This is a genomic window from Lactobacillus fornicalis, assembly GCF_055362665.1.
In genome coordinates, this window is the sequence record NZ_JBLTIM010000025.1 from 1 (window position 1) to 16,891 (window position 16,891).

14 protein-coding genes are annotated in these 16,891 nt (G+C 33.8%); 12 read left to right on the forward strand and 2 right to left on the reverse strand.

The window, feature by feature from the left end; all coding sequences use genetic code 11:
* Positions 1-1,013: Rib/alpha-like domain-containing protein (locus tag ACNDLV_RS05880; protein WP_498882967.1), on the forward strand; the 1,013-nt coding region annotated here is incomplete at its 5' end.
* A gap of 295 nt (positions 1,014-1,308) precedes the next feature.
* Here the strand turns inward: ACNDLV_RS05880 and ACNDLV_RS05885 are convergent.
* Both ACNDLV_RS05885 and ACNDLV_RS05890 read right to left on the reverse strand, forming a co-directional pair.
* Positions 1,309-2,139 carry an undecaprenyl-diphosphate phosphatase gene (locus ACNDLV_RS05885; protein ID WP_006587031.1) on the reverse strand — a complete coding sequence of 277 codons (831 nt, stop codon included), beginning with the start codon at positions 2,137-2,139 and terminating at the stop codon, positions 1,309-1,311.
* Positions 2,140-2,149: 10 nt separating this feature from the next.
* Positions 2,150-3,172 carry a lactonase family protein gene (locus tag ACNDLV_RS05890; RefSeq protein WP_006587450.1) on the reverse strand — a complete coding sequence of 341 codons (1,023 nt, stop codon included), beginning with the start codon at positions 3,170-3,172 and terminating at the stop codon, positions 2,150-2,152.
* 105 nt (positions 3,173-3,277) lie between these two features.
* On the opposite strand from ACNDLV_RS05890, the gene ACNDLV_RS05895 reads away from it, so the two are divergent.
* The 11 genes from ACNDLV_RS05895 to recA all read left to right on the forward strand — a co-directional run bounded on the left by ACNDLV_RS05895 (position 3,278) and on the right by recA (position 16,781).
* Positions 3,278-6,022 carry a cation-translocating P-type ATPase gene (locus tag ACNDLV_RS05895; protein WP_006587449.1) on the forward strand — a complete coding sequence of 915 codons (2,745 nt, stop codon included), beginning with the start codon at positions 3,278-3,280 and terminating at the stop codon, positions 6,020-6,022.
* Positions 6,023-6,102: 80 nt separating this feature from the next.
* Entirely contained in the window at positions 6,103-7,308 is a 1,206-nt protein-coding gene (locus tag ACNDLV_RS05900) for an AI-2E family transporter (protein WP_022091233.1), read from the forward strand.
* Positions 7,301-7,858, forward strand: a complete 558-nt coding sequence (locus ACNDLV_RS05905) for a tRNA (cytidine(34)-2'-O)-methyltransferase (protein WP_006587027.1) — start codon at positions 7,301-7,303, stop codon at positions 7,856-7,858. Before ACNDLV_RS05900 ends, ACNDLV_RS05905 begins: the two co-directional genes overlap by 8 nt.
* On the forward strand, positions 7,851-8,255 hold the full coding sequence (locus tag ACNDLV_RS05910; RefSeq protein WP_006587447.1) for a DUF1149 family protein: 405 nt from the start codon (positions 7,851-7,853) through the stop codon (positions 8,253-8,255). The genes ACNDLV_RS05905 and ACNDLV_RS05910 overlap by 8 nt, the downstream gene beginning before the upstream one ends.
* A 19-nt stretch (positions 8,256-8,274) precedes the next feature.
* The gene (locus tag ACNDLV_RS05915; protein WP_006587025.1) at positions 8,275-10,662 is read left to right on the forward strand and encodes a DNA translocase FtsK; all 2,388 of its coding nucleotides are present in this window, start codon (positions 8,275-8,277) and stop codon (positions 10,660-10,662) included.
* Positions 10,652-11,863: a M16 family metallopeptidase gene (locus tag ACNDLV_RS05920; protein WP_022091231.1), complete on the forward strand. Its 1,212-nt coding sequence runs from the start codon at positions 10,652-10,654 to the stop codon at positions 11,861-11,863. The genes ACNDLV_RS05915 and ACNDLV_RS05920 overlap by 11 nt, the downstream gene beginning before the upstream one ends.
* Positions 11,860-13,095, forward strand: coding sequence for a M16 family metallopeptidase (locus ACNDLV_RS05925; RefSeq protein ID WP_006587023.1), 1,236 nt, complete (start codon positions 11,860-11,862; stop codon positions 13,093-13,095). The genes ACNDLV_RS05920 and ACNDLV_RS05925 overlap by 4 nt, the downstream gene beginning before the upstream one ends.
* Before the next feature lie 10 nt (positions 13,096-13,105).
* On the forward strand, positions 13,106-13,834 hold the full coding sequence (gene ymfI, locus ACNDLV_RS05930; RefSeq protein ID WP_006587022.1) for an elongation factor P 5-aminopentanone reductase: 729 nt from the start codon (positions 13,106-13,108) through the stop codon (positions 13,832-13,834).
* A 52-nt stretch (positions 13,835-13,886) separates the two neighbouring features.
* On the forward strand, positions 13,887-14,951 hold the full coding sequence (locus ACNDLV_RS05935) for a helix-turn-helix domain-containing protein (RefSeq protein WP_022091230.1): 1,065 nt from the start codon (positions 13,887-13,889) through the stop codon (positions 14,949-14,951).
* Between the two features lie 7 nt (positions 14,952-14,958).
* Positions 14,959-15,522 (forward strand): CDP-diacylglycerol--glycerol-3-phosphate 3-phosphatidyltransferase, encoded by a 564-nt coding sequence (gene pgsA / locus ACNDLV_RS05940; protein ID WP_006587020.1) that lies wholly within the window; start codon positions 14,959-14,961, stop codon positions 15,520-15,522.
* Between the two features lie 176 nt (positions 15,523-15,698).
* Positions 15,699-16,781, forward strand: a complete 1,083-nt coding sequence (gene recA, locus ACNDLV_RS05945; protein WP_006587019.1) for a recombinase RecA — start codon at positions 15,699-15,701, stop codon at positions 16,779-16,781.
* The last annotated feature ends 110 nt before the right edge of the window (positions 16,782-16,891 follow it).

The following is a 16,891-nucleotide window of genomic DNA, read 5'->3' on the forward strand; positions in this document are numbered from 1 at the left end:
ATGGAGACAAGCCAGTTAAGACAGTTGAAGTACCAGGAAAGCCAGGCGAAAGTGTTGAAGTACCAGATACAACAATTCCAGAAGGCTACGAATTAGTACCAGGTCAAAAAGTGCCAACAACAATTGACTTCCCAGGCGATGGTTCAAATCCAAGTGATAAGACCGTTAAGTTAACTCACAAGATTGTTGTTGTAACACCAGATGATCCAAAATCTTCAAATGATCCACTACCAGATAATCCATCTAAGAATTATCCAGACGGTGTAACTGAAACCAATTTGAGAAAACGTATAAAACGTACAATTAATGTAATTAACCCAAATGGTGATATTGATGTAACTACTCAACTAGTTGTCTTTGAAAGAACAGCAACAGTTGATCAAGTGAATGGTCAAGTAAGTTATAGCGATTGGAAGCAAGTTGGTGAAGATAAATCTTGGCCTAAGTTTGAGGCTCCAGATATTACTGGATATACTCCAAGTACGGAATCTGTTTCTGAAGTGATTCCTAATGTGAATAATGAAAACGTTACTGTAAATATTACTTACAAAGCTGATAACTCAGGTTCAGATAGAGATGCTAATACCCCTACTGATCCACAACCACAAGGTCAGGATATTACAACTAATAAAGGAACTACTCCAAGCCCATCTGATGGCATTAAGAATAAAGGTGATTTGCCAGACGGTACAAAATATTCTTGGAAAGAAACTCCAAATACGAATAACGGTGATACAACCGGTACTGTTGTTGTAACTTATCCAGATGGATCAAAGGATGAAGTAAAAGTAACTATTCATGTTACAGAACCAAATAAGAAGACAGGTATGGAAGATAACAAGTCTACAATTGTTACTTCATCAAGCTCAGCAAATAAGGTGAAGAATACTGCTAATAGTAAGCAAAGTACTTTACCTCAAACAGGTGCGAATACTTCAGCTCTTGCTGGTTTAGGAATCGCATTAATGGGCTTAGCAAGTATGATCTTCATTAATAAAAAGAAAAAAGATTAAGTTTAATTAATCTAAAAAGAGTCAAAGCATTAGCTTTGACTTTTTTTATTACAATAAAAAACTGGTAGAATTACTCTACCAGTCTATTTACTATAAAAAGTTATTACTTAATGTTTTAATTCCTAATCCAATTATTAAAATAATAAGAATTGGAATAAATATGAAGGAGGCAATGTAAAAAATTAGGATGATTCCAAATAAAAAAGTGAGTATCTTAAATAAACCAATTCCTAACTTAAACAATAGCCAAATGATCAATAATACTAATAAAAGATTTAGCATTTAGGTCACCTCATTATTTTACAAAAACTCCAATAATAATAACTATAATACCTAAAGCTATTCTATACCAACCAAATGACTTAAAGTCGTGAGTTTGAATAAATTTAAGTAAGAATTTAACAGCAAGGTACGCAACAACAAAGGAAACTACCATACCAACTAAAAGAACTGCTAATTGATCTCCTACAAAAGTGTGCCCAGCGTGTACATATTTGACAATCTTTAATAATGAAGCACCAAACATAGTTGGAATTGCTAAGAAAAATGAAAATTCAGCTGAAACATAACGACTAGCTCCTAAAAGCATTGCTCCTAGGATAGTAGCCCCAGAACGTGATGTACCTGGAATTAATGAAAGAACTTGGAAACATCCAATTAAGAAAGCCATTCGAAAACTAATTTTATTCAAATCAGTTAACTTAGCATTGCGATTTCGGTAGTAATTTTCAAGTAAGATAAATAATATCCCATAGATAATTAAAGTGGCACTAATTACTTGCCAATTCGTCATATGTTCATCAAGCCAATCATTTAGTGGCAAACCAATGATTACTGAAGGTAATACAGCAACAATAACTTTTAACCAAAGTGACCAAGTATTTTCACGTTGTAACTTAGTTTTTGACAATGAAAATGGATTAAGCTTGTTAAAGTAAATAACTATAATACTTAAAATAGCTCCAAGTTGGATAACTACCATGAACATATCAATGAATGATTGATTTTCTTGTAATTTAACGACATAATTCGCTAAGTATAAGTGTCCTGTAGAAGATATTGGAAGAAATTCTGTAATTCCTTCAATAATACCTAAAATGATTGCTTTGATAATGTTAATTAGCATTGATTTTAAACTACTCCTTACTAAATATTACACAAGTGCCTTCTGGAACAGCCACATCTTTTTGAACTACAGCTAATGTTCCCATTTCGCTGTTTCTTTCATATAGTGTAGCATTATCTGTATTTTGGTTAGCTACGATAACCCATTTTTCACTACTGTCCCAGTTAAAGTCACGAGGGAACTCACCGAATGTAGAAATTCGTTGAATGAGTTCTAATGTATGATCATTTTTTATTTTGAATACAGTAATTGAATTGTGACCACGATTAGAAAGATATAAAAACTTGCCATCATTTGACATTCGAATAGCTGCTACACCATTATGTTCAGTATAATCATCAGGAATAGTTTTATAAGTAGCTATGTTTTCAAATTCCCAAGTTCTTTCGTTATATTTAACGACATTTACTTTACTTGATAATTCACCAGCAACATAAAAGCAATTGTTTTCTTTGTTGAATACTATGTGCCTACTACCAAATCCAGCTTCATTTAGATAACGAGCTAAATGAACTAAATGACCGTCTTTTAATTCGTAAAAATCAACACTATCATTACCTAAATCGCAGGAAACTAACTTACCTGAAGGTGTTTCGTCAAAAAAGTGTGGGTGTGCGCCATCACTTTGCTCTGGACGAGGACCTAAATTGAAATTATCATGTTTAATTTGATCAACTAAGCTCACACCTTGATTATCGTAATGATAAACAGATAAGTATGCTGTATGATAATTAGCTGTATAAACTAACTGTTTATCTTCGTTGATACCTAAATATGCAGGTGAAGAGCCAGTTTGAAAAACAGAATTTATTAATTTAACTGGATTTAGATGAAAATAACTAATGCCACCTTCATCACCATTTTTAGCAATTGAAAACAAATAATTACCACATTTTTTAAAATATGTTGGTCCATTTATTTCAATATAATCCTTAAAATTTTCCAAACTAGCTTGGCCATTTTTTAAGGTCAAATCAGCTTGATAAATACCCTTTGAGGTCTTTTTTGTATAGCCTCCAATGAGAACTTTCATATATAATCCCTCCATTCACATCCTGAACTTTTATTAGTATATCATTGCTAGTTAAATTTTTTGAGTTAAAATGATTAAGTAACATTTAAGAAAGAGGAGAATGAAGTGGACGAAAAGAAAATTCGCGAGCTTTATGCTCAAAGTGAAATTGATAGCGTTTATCAGACACTTAATTCATCTAGTAAAGGTCTTTCTTCAGAAGAAGCAGAAAAAAGACTGGAAAAATATGGACTAAATGAAATAAAGCGCCCTCCTAAGCAAAGTCAATGGCAAACATTTATTAAAAATTTTACAACTTTAATGGCAATCCTACTCTGGATTTCTGGTTTTATTGCAATTGTCTCAGGAACAATGGAATTAGGAATTGCTATTTGGCTGGTTAATATTATTAATGGGACATTTAGTTTTTGGCAAGAACGACAAGCACAAAAAGCAACAGATGCTTTAAATAAAATGCTTGAAAGTTATGTGCAAGTTTATCGTGATGGAAAGAAAAAGCAAGTTGAAGCTAAGCATATTGTTCCTGGTGATGTTTTTGCACTGCAAGCTGGTAGTAAGGTGCCAGCAGATGCCAGAATTATTAGCGCAACAAGTTTACAAGTGGATCAATCAGCTTTGAATGGTGAATCAGTTCCTGAAAGTAAAAGAACTAGCTTTGACCCAGGTGAGGGTAAATATGCTGAAAGTAATATGGTATATTCAGGAACCACAGCTGTATCTGGTACTGCAACAGCGATTTGCTTTAGTACAGGAATGGATACTGAGCTTGGGCAAATTGCTCACTTGACTCAGAAACAGGAAAAAGTAGATTCTCCTTTAACGCGTGAATTGAATCGCTTAACTGAGCAAATATCAATCATTGCATTTACAATTGGTCTCTTTTTCTTTATTGCTTCAATATTATTTGTGAAGCAACCTTTTGGAGCAGCTTTTATTTTTAGCTTAGGAATGATTGTAGCCTTTATTCCAGAAGGGTTATTACCAACGGTTACGTTATCCTTGGCTCAGGGTGTTAAAAGGATGGCCAGAAAGCACGCCTTAGTTAAAGAATTAAATTCAGTAGAAACATTGGGTGAAACTACCGTTATCTGTTCTGATAAAACGGGTACTTTAACTCAAAACCAAATGACGATTCATTACATTAGAACTTTAAATGATGAATTTGAAGTTACTGGTGATGGATATGTTAACAATGGTCAAGTTGAATTGAATGGTAAACAACTTTGGTATGATGAACATCCTGATTTAAAAGTTATTACTGAAATTGCATCTTTGGACAACGATACTTCAATAGAGAACAAAGATGGTCAAAATAAAATTTTAGGTACACCAACTGAAGCATCTTTAGTAATCATGGCTCAAAAGGCGGGATATGATATCCACAAGCAAATGGTTAAGATGCCACGCCTGAGAGAATTTCCATTTGATTCAGAACGTAAAAAAATGTCTACGGTTAACCAAATTAGCGATACTGAAGCAGCAGTATTGGTTAAGGGTTCATATAGTGACTTAATTAAGGATTGTGCTTTTGTTCAAGTTAATGGTGAAGTTAAGCCGTTAACAATGGAAGATAAGCAAAAATTGGATCGCTTAAATGCAGATTATGCGCGTCAAGGTTTGCGTAGCATGGGTTTAGCATATAAGAAGATTAAAAATGATGATGCTATTTCTAGTCTGACAATTGAAACTGCTGAGGATCAACTTGTGTTTGCTGGATTGGTAACAATGAGTGATCCTCCAAGACCAGAAATTTATGATGCAATTAAGCATTGTCATGATGCCAAAATTCGAGTTGTTATGGTTACAGGTGATTCCAAGTTAACGGCTAAAACAGTTGCAGTTAAGATTGGTATAACTTCTGAAAATGCACGTGTAATTGATGGACGTGAACTTGATGAAATGTCTGATAGCGAATTACGTGAAGCATTAAAAGATGAGGTTATTTTTGCTAGAGTAGCACCAGAACAAAAATACAAGATTGTGAAGACTTTCCAAGAAAATGGTGAAGTAGTCGCAGCAACTGGTGATGGAGTAAATGATGCTCCTGCTCTTAAAAGAGCTGATATTGGGATTGCAATGGGGCTTAGTGGAACAGATGTTGCTAAAGATGCAGCCAATATGATTTTGACTGACGATAATTTTGCTTCAATTGTAGCTGCAATTGAGGAAGGTAGAACTGTTTATAGCAATATTCGTAAGTTCTTGACATATATTCTTTCATCTAATGTTCCTGAAGCAATTCCTTCAGTTCTTTACTTATTATCTGGTGGTCTGATTCCTTTACCTTTAACTGTAATGCAAATTTTGACAATTGACTTAGGGACAGATATGTTGCCAGCTTTAGCTTTAGGGGCTGAACCAAGTGATCCAGATGTCATGAAACGTGCCCCAATTAGTCGCAATGATCATCTTTTGAATAAGAGGGTTCTTGTCAAAGCATTCTTGTGGTATGGTTTGCTCGAAGCTTTAGTTTCAGTTGCTGCTTACTTCTTTGTAAATAAGCAAGCTGGTTTAGCTTTCGGACATTTGGCAACAAGTGGTGATATTTATATCAAAGCTACAACTATGACTTTGGGTGCAATTGTCTTTAGTCAAATTGCTAATGTTATTAATTGTCGAACTGAAAAGGTATCAGTATTCAAAAAGGGATTATTTATCAATCCACATATTTGGACTGGAATCTTATTTGAAATAATTTTGTTTATTATTTTAACAGTTACTCCAGGCGTTCAAGGTATTTTTAACACTGGTATTTTGGGTGTCAGTGATTGGATGATGCTTTGTCTTATTCCAATCCCATTAATTTTGATTGAGGAAGCTAGAAAGTGGCTCTTTAGAATCAAGAAATAGCTAAAAAAACTCGCTTATTTTGAGATAGGCGAGTTTTATTTATGCTAAAATTTAAATTAGACATAAAAAGGGGTTAATTTATGGATAATAAGACTAATTTGAAGCGGCCCACTTTGTTTAAAGATTGGTTTTTGAATAACCGCTTTACGATTTTTTTACTTAATATATTGTTGTTCTTTCTAATTATATTTTTGTTTGAACAAATTTCGTTTATTTTAAATCCAGCTTGGGTATTTTTCTGCGCAATTTTACCACCATTGATTTTGGCATTGGTACAATATTATATGATGAATCCAATTGTGGATTTTTTTGAGCAAAAGTTAAAAGTTCCAAGAACAGTAACCATTCTGGTATTATTTTTACTAGTGCTTGGTGCTTTAATTTGGGTTATTAATTCACTTTTGCCAATTATTCAAGGTCAAGTAGATGTCCTAATTAAAAATTGGCCTAATATTTGGGATACGAGTGTAAAAACAACTCAAAATTTGTTGCATGATCCTCATCTTAAAGGATTTAAATCCAATATTAATAGTGTAATTGATAGTGTTGAAAAAACTCTTTTCAAATCTTGGCAAAAGACAGGAACAGCTGCACTTACAAATATTTCATCTGCTGTTAGTGTAATTACAATGATTTTTATGACGCTGCTAACAGCACCATTTGTATTATTTTATATGCTTAAAGATGGTCACCAGTTAAATGGCTGCTTGACTAAATTTGCACCTCGTAGATGGCAAGATAGCTTTTCTAGATTACTTCATGATATTAACGAAGCAATTAGTGCCTATATTCGTGGTCAAATTACAGTAGCGGTTTGGGTCGGTATTATTTATGCTATTGGCTATAATATAATCGGTCTTCCATATGGAAGTGCTTTGGCAGTTTTAGCTGCATTTATGTTGTTAATACCATATTTTGGTACATTTATTGCTCTTATTCCTGTTTTGATAATTGCTTCAATTACTTCTTGGGGAATGTTAATTAATGTATTAATTGTTTTTGCAATTGAGCAAACAATTGAAACGAGATTTATTTCTCCAATCGTTGTAGGAAACAAGATGAAGATGCACCCAATAACGACAATTTTACTTTTAATAGGTGCTAGTGCCGTTTGGGGACTTTGGGGTGTGATTTTTGGTATCCCGATTTATGCAGTTGTTAAAATTATTGTGTCACGAAGTTTTAACTATTTTAAGTCTGTATCCCGTTTTTATAATGATGAGGATTTATTTGAAATCAATAAACAAGCTCAGACTAAATTAGATTTAGGAGATAAAAATGACTAATCATATTGTATTATTTGAACCACTTATGCCAGCAAATACTGGCAATATTGCTAGAACTTGTGCTGGAACAGAAACTGTTTTGGATTTGATCGAACCATTAGGTTTCCAACTTGATAATAAAAAAATGAAACGAGCTGGACTCGACTATTGGGACAAAGTTGAAATTCACAAGCATGATGATTTAAAGGCTTTTTTGGATACTCTGGGTCCTAATGATGAAATGTATTTGATTTCTAAGTTTTCGTCAAAATCTTATACTGATGTTGATTACACAGATAATAATAAGAATTATTATTTTGTTTTTGGTAAAGAAACTACCGGTTTACCAGAAACATTTATGAGAGAGTACTATGACCGCAATTTGCGCATTCCAATGTCAGATCATATTCGAGCATATAACTTATCAAATTCTGCTGCAATGGTAATTATGGAAGCTTTGCGCCAACAAGGGTTTCCTAAGCTTGAAAAGAGTCACCATTATGAAAATGATAAATTGAAAGATGATTACAATAGACATGAACGTTATGAAAGAAATTTAGGAGATGAATAAAATGGTTGAATTTACAAAAGAAACACCTGTATTAGTAAGAAATTTTCACTATGATTTAAATGAAGAAAATCACGTTAAGAGCGAAGTTAACATTGCTTTACGAAAAGCTGCCCAACAAGATGATGAAGGGAATTTACTAGAAGCTGAAGGTGGAAGTTATTTTGAAATTGCAGTTCCATTTGAAGTAAGTCCTAATCCAGGTGAATTTACAGTATCAGGTCTTATTACACAAGTTGTATTTTTAAAAGATTATTATGGTGATGGTCAAGACCTTGAAAAAAGTGATTATAAGCTTTTAAGTAGACCGCTAGTTGAATATATTGAAACTTTAACTTATCAGTTAACTTCAGTGGCTTTAGATGAACCAGTTAACTTGAATTTTGAACCGAACTTTTAATCAATAAGGGGGAGAAGAAATGCCAAGAAAAAGGAAAAAGGCAACTAAGGCAAAAACTGTTGCTCAAAAAGAATTACGTTGGGCAATTTTTGGCATTTTTTTGGTGATTTATGCCTTGCTAACCTTTGCCAAACTTGGATTAATTGGTAAAGAGTTTGCAAATATTCTCCGCTTTTTTATTGGCGACAGTTATCCTATCCTTGCATTTTTATTCTTAATGTTTGGATTTGTAATGTTAATTTACTCTAAGCCACCATTAATTGGATTTAAGCGAAGTAGTGGATTATTTTTGGCATATAGTGGCTTAGTTTTGGAATTAGCTGCTAACTTCTTTAGTCATCTTGATGTTTTTAATGGATTTATTAATGTATTTACTAAAACCATCTTAGCTGAATTTAGTCGTGGCAACTTGACTGAGAGTGTTGGTGGTGGATTAGTAGGTAGTTTTTATTACAGTATTTTTTATCCCTTATTAGGAAATTTAGGCGCAGTCATTCTGGGCCTTCTTTTGCTTATTAGCGGTTTATTAATGTTTTTTGATGTTAAATTTGTTCAAATATTGCATTTGTTCCAATCTTCTAGCCAAAAATTCATTGAAACTAATAAAGATGCGGGCATTAAATTAAAGGATAAGTATGTCGAAGCAAGGGATAATTACTTACAAAATCGTGATAATCGTAAAAATCTGCAAGATCCTTTAGCTAATAATGATATATTTCCAGATACAGGAGATATGAAAACACAAAGTCAAACTGATTTAGATGTCATGCCTGACTTGTCTAAAAAGACTACTACTGAAAAAAAGACTCATTTTGAACCTGAAATTGAGATTCCATCCCCATCTAATTCTGAGGAGAAAGAGCTTCCTAAAAGTCACGCTTTTTCTGATGAAGACCAGAAGATGAAAATGGAGTTAGGTAATGTTGATCATGGTGAAATTAAACCTACCCATATAAATTCTAACTATCAAAAACCTCCGCTTGATTTATTAGCACCAATAAAAAAGGTTGATCAATCTGGCGATAAAAATTTAATTCGCCATAATACACAAGTGCTGGAGTCTACTTTTAAGTCATTTGGAGTAGAAGTAAATGTAAAAAAGGCTATTTTAGGGCCTACTGTTACTCGTTATGAAATTCAACCGGCAGTTGGGGTTAAAGTAAGTAAGATTGTAAATTTAGCTGATGATTTGGCCTTAGCACTTGCTGCAAAAGATATTAGAATTGAAGCTCCTATTCCTGGTAAACCCTTAGTAGGGATAGAAGTTCCTAATAAGACAACTAGTGCAGTTTCATTTAAAGATGTTATGCTCAATCAAGACAATAAGTCAAAAGCTAATCCGCTTGATGTACCATTGGGCAAAGATGTTACTGGTACGACAATTTCTGCGAATTTGACTAAGATGCCTCATATGTTAATTGCAGGATCAACTGGTTCAGGTAAGTCAGTTGCAATTAATACGATGCTTACTAGTATTTTGATGAAGGCCAATCCTGATGATGTTAAGTTGGTATTAATAGATCCTAAGATGGTAGAATTGTCTGTTTATAGTGGAGTGCCACATTTATTAATTCCAGTAGTTACTGATGCGAAGTTAGCAGCTAATGCTTTGCATAAAACTGTTAAAGAAATGGAAAGACGCTATAAACTCTTTGCTGCTGGTGGCGTTCGAAACATTGGGGAATACAATCAAAAGGTTATTGAAAACAACCAAGACAAAGAAAAGCCAGTTATGAAAAAATTGCCATTTATCCTGGTAGTTGTTGATGAATTAAGCGATTTAATGATGGTTGGTGGCCATGATGTTGAAGATGCCATTGTTCGCTTGGGTCAAATGGCACGGGCAGCTGGAATTCATATGATTTTAGCTACTCAAAGACCGAGTGTTGATGTCATTACTGGTTTAATTAAAGCCAATGTACCTTCTAGAATCTCTTTTGCTGTATCAAGTGGTGTTGATTCACGGACTATTTTAGATCAAGTAGGAGCTGAAAAATTACTTGGTCGTGGAGATATGTTGTATTTACCAATTGGTGCTGCTAAACCTGAAAGAGTTCAAGGAGCATACATCTCGGTTGAAGAAGTTGAAAAAGTAGTTGCTTGGGTAAAGGATCAGCAAGAAGCAGATTACAATGAATCAATGATGCCCCAAAAAGGTGAGGAACAGTCAGATAATAGTAGCAATGATGAACCAGAAGATGAATTTTATGAAGAAGCGGTTAAGCTAGTTACTAAGCAACAGTCTGCAAGTGTTTCTATGCTGCAACGGCGCTTTAGAATTGGTTATAATCGAGCTGCTAGAATTATTGATGAAATGGAAGCTAAGGGAATAGTTGGGCCTTCTGAAGGCTCTAAGCCTCGGCAAGTACTAGTTCAGCCAAAGATGGAGAATGATAATGGACAATAATTTTTTTATTACAGAAAATAAAAACTTAACCAAGGCTAATATTGGCTTTTTTTTGAAAATGCCATTGACTGGACATAATTTAGCAATGGCCAGCTTATTAGCTAAAATGCAAGTTAATAGTAGTCAATATTTTAATACTATTAATAAGCAAACTCGTGCATTGACAGATTTATATAATATGTCCTTTGATGTAACGCCACAGCTATATGGTAGAGAGCTTCTTTTGATGTATAGGTTAAGCTATATTGAGCCACTTGAAGTAATGGACCCTGAATATAGTTATGAAAAAATAATTGAGACCTTTAGCCGGATTGTTCGCTATCCTAACTTAGATTCCAAGGTAATTAAGTTGGCTCAAAATCAACTTTTTAATGAGTATCAAGAATTGATGGCTAGTCCAACTAGTTATGCTTGGGAACATTTCTTTAAAAAGTGGTATCATGATCAACCAGATTTTGCTCATGGGATTATGGGACCGATTAATGAAATTTTAGAAGCTGATAAAGAGGGCCTGGATGCATATAGTGAAGCCTTAACTACTTGTCCAGCAGCTATGATTGGTAATGCTAAAAATTCAAAGTATATAATAAAATTGTTAAAAGACGCCTTTAGTGATTATGATTTTGAAGCTAAGTTTACAAGTTCTAACCTAGTTATAGAAATGTTGCCTGATCCATTTACTGATGAAGAAAAACGTAATTTTGAACAAGCACAAATGCTACTGGGATTCGGTTATAATGGTCAATTGAATAAAAAAGAGCGGTTAGCTGGTAAATTTTTAGCACGTTATTTGGCAGGCGATGATAGCTCAATTTTATTTAGAAAAATTCGTGAGCAGCTTGGTGCAGCTTATGCTGTTGATGCTGATAATTACGTTAATAATTCTTTATTGCTTATTTCTGCTGGGCTTAGTCATGATAAGTTAGAACAAGCTAGCAAAATTGCTCAAGAAGAAATAGATAATATTAAAGCAGGAGATATTGATCAAGCCATTTTTAAGAAAATAAAGAAGGCTATCTATAATGAGCATCAGTATGGACTTGATCGAGCTGGCTATCGAATTATGCTAAAATTGAGAGCTTTATTAATGCCTGAATATGCTTTTGATGATTTAGGTAAGAGTATTCGACAAATGCAAATAAAGGATTTAATAAAATTAGCTAATAAGCTTACTTTAAATGAAAGTTTTTATATCAAATGAAAAAATTAGATATTGAAAAAAGAAATTTTTCTTCAGGACTTACTGCTCAAGTAGTTTTGAGAAAGGGATTTAAACAAAAGTTTTTTGGAATTATTGTCGATTTTGGGAGTAGTGATAAGCAAATTCCTGGATCAGCACATTATTTAGAACATTTACTTTTTAGTAAAAAAAGTGGAGATATTACTGAACGATTTGATGAAATTGGTGCAAGTACCAATGCTTTTACGAGTTATAATGCTACGATGTTTTATGCAAGTAGTATTGATAATGTGAGTAAAACAGTTGATTTATTATTTGAACTTGTGGGTGATCCTAATTTTAGTAAAAAGAGTATTGATAAAGAACGACCAATTATTGCTCAAGAATTAGCAATGTATCGAGATGAGCCAACTTGGCCAATTAGCGATAGCATAATGAAGCAACTTTTTGGTGAGAGCAATCTTGGCCTTGATATTGGAGGCACAAGCCAGACAATTAAACAGATTAATAGTCGCAATTTAGCTAGAATTTATCGAGAAAATTATACAGCTAATAATATGCATTTTATTGCAGTAGGCGATTTTGCTCCATCAGCAATCACTCGTTTATTTAGTCAAGTTAAGAAGTTAGATAAACAATACTTACAAAGCGGGCCAAAAAGAGACCATACTTTTAAATCGGAAGCTGGTAAATTAGGGATTACGGAATTTAAAAATAAGACAGAGGTGCCTTATTTCTGTTTAGGAATCAAATTACCAGACTTTAAGAAAGTATTAGTAAATAATGATTTAGGCCAAATTTTGTTTGAAATAATGTTAGAATCTATGCTAGGCGAAAAGAGTGCCTGGTATCAAGAGAAAATGTTACATGGTGAATTAACTAGCCCATTACAATTTGATGTAAATTATACTAGACAAGGGAATTTTGTAACTATTTTAGGTATTAACAATGGCGATAGTCTATTGAGTGACTTAAAAACAACATTGTTTGCATCAGAAAAATATACTAAACAAATGAATGAGTTAAGAGAGCTTTTTGAAATGTTGAAGAAAGTTTCATTAGCTACTTTGTTGGCTGCTTTTAACAATTTATCTGATTTAGGTTTTGAGTTAGCAGAAGAAGCAATTCATGATGAAAATATTTTTGATACGCTAAAATTATTACAAAGAATGAGTTTTGAAGAATATTGGCAGATTTGTCAAGATTTATTGGCAGAAAGTAAAACTTGCTCAGTTTTTTCCACTATAGAATAGGGATGATGATTTGAAAAGAGCGATTATCTTTGGAGCAACTGGTGGAATTGGACAGGTAATAGCTAATGAGCTGGCAGCTGATGGTTGGTCATTGTATTTACATTATAGTAATCAAGAGCAAGTAGCGAATAAGTTAGCTAATCAGTTAATGAGCCAGTTTCCTAAGCAAGATTTTATTGCAATAAAATTAGATTTCTTAGCAAATAATTTTGAATTGCAGCAATTTTGTAAAGGCTTGTTGCCAGTTAATGTTGTGATATTTGCACAAGGAGTAACCAATTATGGCTTTTTTGGAGAACAAGATTTAGATAATTTGGAACAAGAAATACAAATTAATTTAGTTACTCCGCTAAAGTTAACTCGGTTATTAGAACCTTGTTTACTTAAATACAAGCATAGTCGGATTATTTATTTGGGATCTGTTTATGGTGGTCAAGCTAGTGCCTTAGAGTCAGCGTATAGTGCCTCTAAAGCTGCTTTGACGAGATTTAGTCAGGCTTATGCAAGAGAAGTTGCAGCTAGTGGCTTAACTGTCAATGTTTTAGCCCCAGGAGCAGTTGATACACCAATGAATGCAATCTTTTCTGATGATGTTTTAGATGAAGTGAAAAGTGAAATTCCGGCAGGACGATTAGCGTCAGGCAAAGATATAAGTTTTTGGGTAAAAAACATTTTACAACCTGAAAGTGATTATTTAACAGGACAGACAATATATATTACAGGTGGATGGCTAATTTAACATCATTTTGTGGTATACTCAATTTGTTAATTTTTTAGAACAAGAGGTTATTATGGCTAATATCGGAGAAAAACTACGCAGTGCTAGAGAAGCAATGGGCTTGTCTATTGCCGATGTTGAAAAAACAACCAAAATTCAAAGTAGATATTTAACTGCTATTGAAAATAGTGACTTTGACAAGCTTCCTGGAGATTTTTATGTACGTGCATTTATTAGACAATATGCACAAGTTGTTGGTTTAGATGGTAAGGAACTTTTAGCTGAATACCATCAAGATGTACCTGAAACTAATAGTGATGAATATGTTGAAAATTCAATTGATAATAAGACTGAAGAAGTAAAAAAGACCACTAATAGTAAAAAAGGAATGCTCAAAAATCAAATGCCACGCATTATTTTAGGAGCAGGAGTTGTAATTGTAATTGTAATAATTTATGTGTTAATTACATCTCTGTTTAGAGGATCTTCACAACAAGCATCTGATGCAGGTGATTCAGTAACTGTTTCATCACAATCTGATAGCTCATCTTCTTCAGAAAAAGCATCATCATCGACTGAAAAGAGTCATGTAAAGATTACTCGCTTGGGATATGGTTCATATCAAGTTACTGGACTTAAAAGTAACCGTAATTTAGTAATTCATGCTGGAACTAACAATCTTTCAGCATCAGTTACTGTTGATGGCGAAACTAAATGGAGTGGGTCGATTTCATCTGATAGCAAGCATACTGTAAAAATTCCTGAATCTGCTAAATCTGTTTCGATTTATTTATCCAATGATACAGGCACTAAAGTAACAGTCGGAGGTAAGAAAATCCCTTATACTCCAGCTGGTACAAGTTTGAACTTGCGCTTAACTATCGGAAAAGTTTCATCTTCATCAAATTCTGGAACAACTCAATCTTCATATACTAATACTTATTCACAAAGTAGTAGCATTGCAACTAGTTCTTCAAGTGTTTATACACAGTCTAGCCAAGCTAGTTCAAGTCAAACAAACACTAACCAAACTAATACAAATCAAACTAGCCAAAATACGACTAATCAAAACACTGGCAATACAGGTACAACAGGCAATACCGGTGCTGGTGAAGGTCAAAATAATGGGGGACAATAGTTAAAGAATGAATTTACCAAATCGTTTAACAGTTTTTAGAATTATTTTAATTCCTGTTTTTATGTTAGTGTTAATTTTAAATTTCCCAACTGGAAGTTTTAATTTTGCTAATGTGAATATCCCATTTAGCCAAGTATTGGCAGCAGTAATCTTTGCGGGTGCTTCGTATACCGATTACCTTGATGGGCATATCGCTAGAGCAAGAGGATTGGTAACTAATTTCGGAAAGTTTGCTGATCCACTTGCTGATAAAATGCTGGTAATGACAGCTTTTGTATTTCTAGTAAGTATGGGTAAAGCTCCAGCGTGGATTGTGGCAATTATTGTTTGCCGAGAACTTGCAGTAACTGGATTACGTTTAATTTTGGTTGAAAATGATGGTGAAGTTTTAGCAGCAAAGATGCCAGGGAAGATAAAAACTGCTACTCAAATGTTGTCAATTATTTTCTTATTATTAGGAGATATCTTTTTTATTGGTACAATTTTGTTATATATTTGTTTGATTTTTACAATTTACTCCGGTTGGGATTATTTCTACCAATCTAGGGATGTTTTTGCTGGTGAATTGTAATTTAAAAGCCGTAAGGCTTTTTTTTATTAATTAAAAAAATATTCAAATAATCGGGTATCTAATTAATGGTGGATCTTATGATGTGTAAATAAATGAACGCTAGTTCGTTTTTTGCTTGCATTTGTAACTAGGTAGCAAGTATAATTAACTAGTAACTAGCTTAAGGAGGAAATACTTTGGCTAAAGATGAGAAACAAGCTGCTTTAGATGCAGCACTGAAGAAAATTGAAAAGAACTTTGGTAAGGGCGCTGTAATGCGCATGGGAGAAAAGGTTGATACTCAAATATCTACTGTCCCAACAGGATCTTTGGCTCTTGATGCCGCTATCGGTGTAGGAGGATACCCTCGTGGCCGGATTGTGGAAGTATATGGGCCTGAATCATCTGGTAAGACAACTGTGGCCTTGCATGCAGTTGCAGAAGTTCAAAAACGTGGAGGAACTGCTGCATATATTGATGCAGAAAATGCAATGGACCCAGCTTATGCAGAAGCTTTAGGTGTTGATATTGATTCACTTATCTTATCTCAACCTAATACCGGTGAAGAAGGCTTACAAATTGCGGATACATTGATTGCAAGTGGAGCGATAGATATCTTGGTAGTTGACTCTGTTGCTGCTTTAGTACCTAGAGCTGAAATTGATGGAGAAATGGGTGACTCTCACGTTGGGTTACAAGCCCGATTGATGAGTCAAGCATTACGTAAATTGTCTGGTAATATTAATAAGACTAAGACTATTGCCATTTTCATTAACCAAATTCGTGAAAAAGTTGGCGTTATGTTTGGTAACCCGGAAACAACGCCTGGTGGTCGCGCATTAAAGTTTTATTCAACTATTCGTCTTGAAGTGCGCCGTGCGGAACAAATTAAACAATCAAGTGATGTTGTGGGTAACCGTGTGAAAATTAAAGTTGTGAAGAACAAGGTTGCACCGCCTTTTAAAGTTGCTGAAGTTGATATTATGTATGGTAAAGGAATATCCCAATCTGGCGAATTATTAGATATGGCAGTTGATAAGGATATTGTTGACAAAGCCGGATCATGGTACTCATATAAGGAAGATAGAATTGGTCAAGGCCGAGAAAATGCCAAGCAATATTTGGAAGACCATCCAGACATCTATAATGAAATTATGACTCAAGTTCGTGAAGCATATGGAATTGATGCAAAATCACTTGAAGAAAAAGAAGATCCTGCAAAAATAAAGGAAAAAATTGAGCAGGATGAAAAAAGTGGCGAAAAAGCTAGTAAAAAATAAGACTGAAGAAATAGATTTAGACCTTGGTTTTTAACTAAGGTCTTTTTACTTTTGTTGACATATTTTATAGGAAAATTTATCATTAATTTGTGTGTATAATTCTTAAAAAG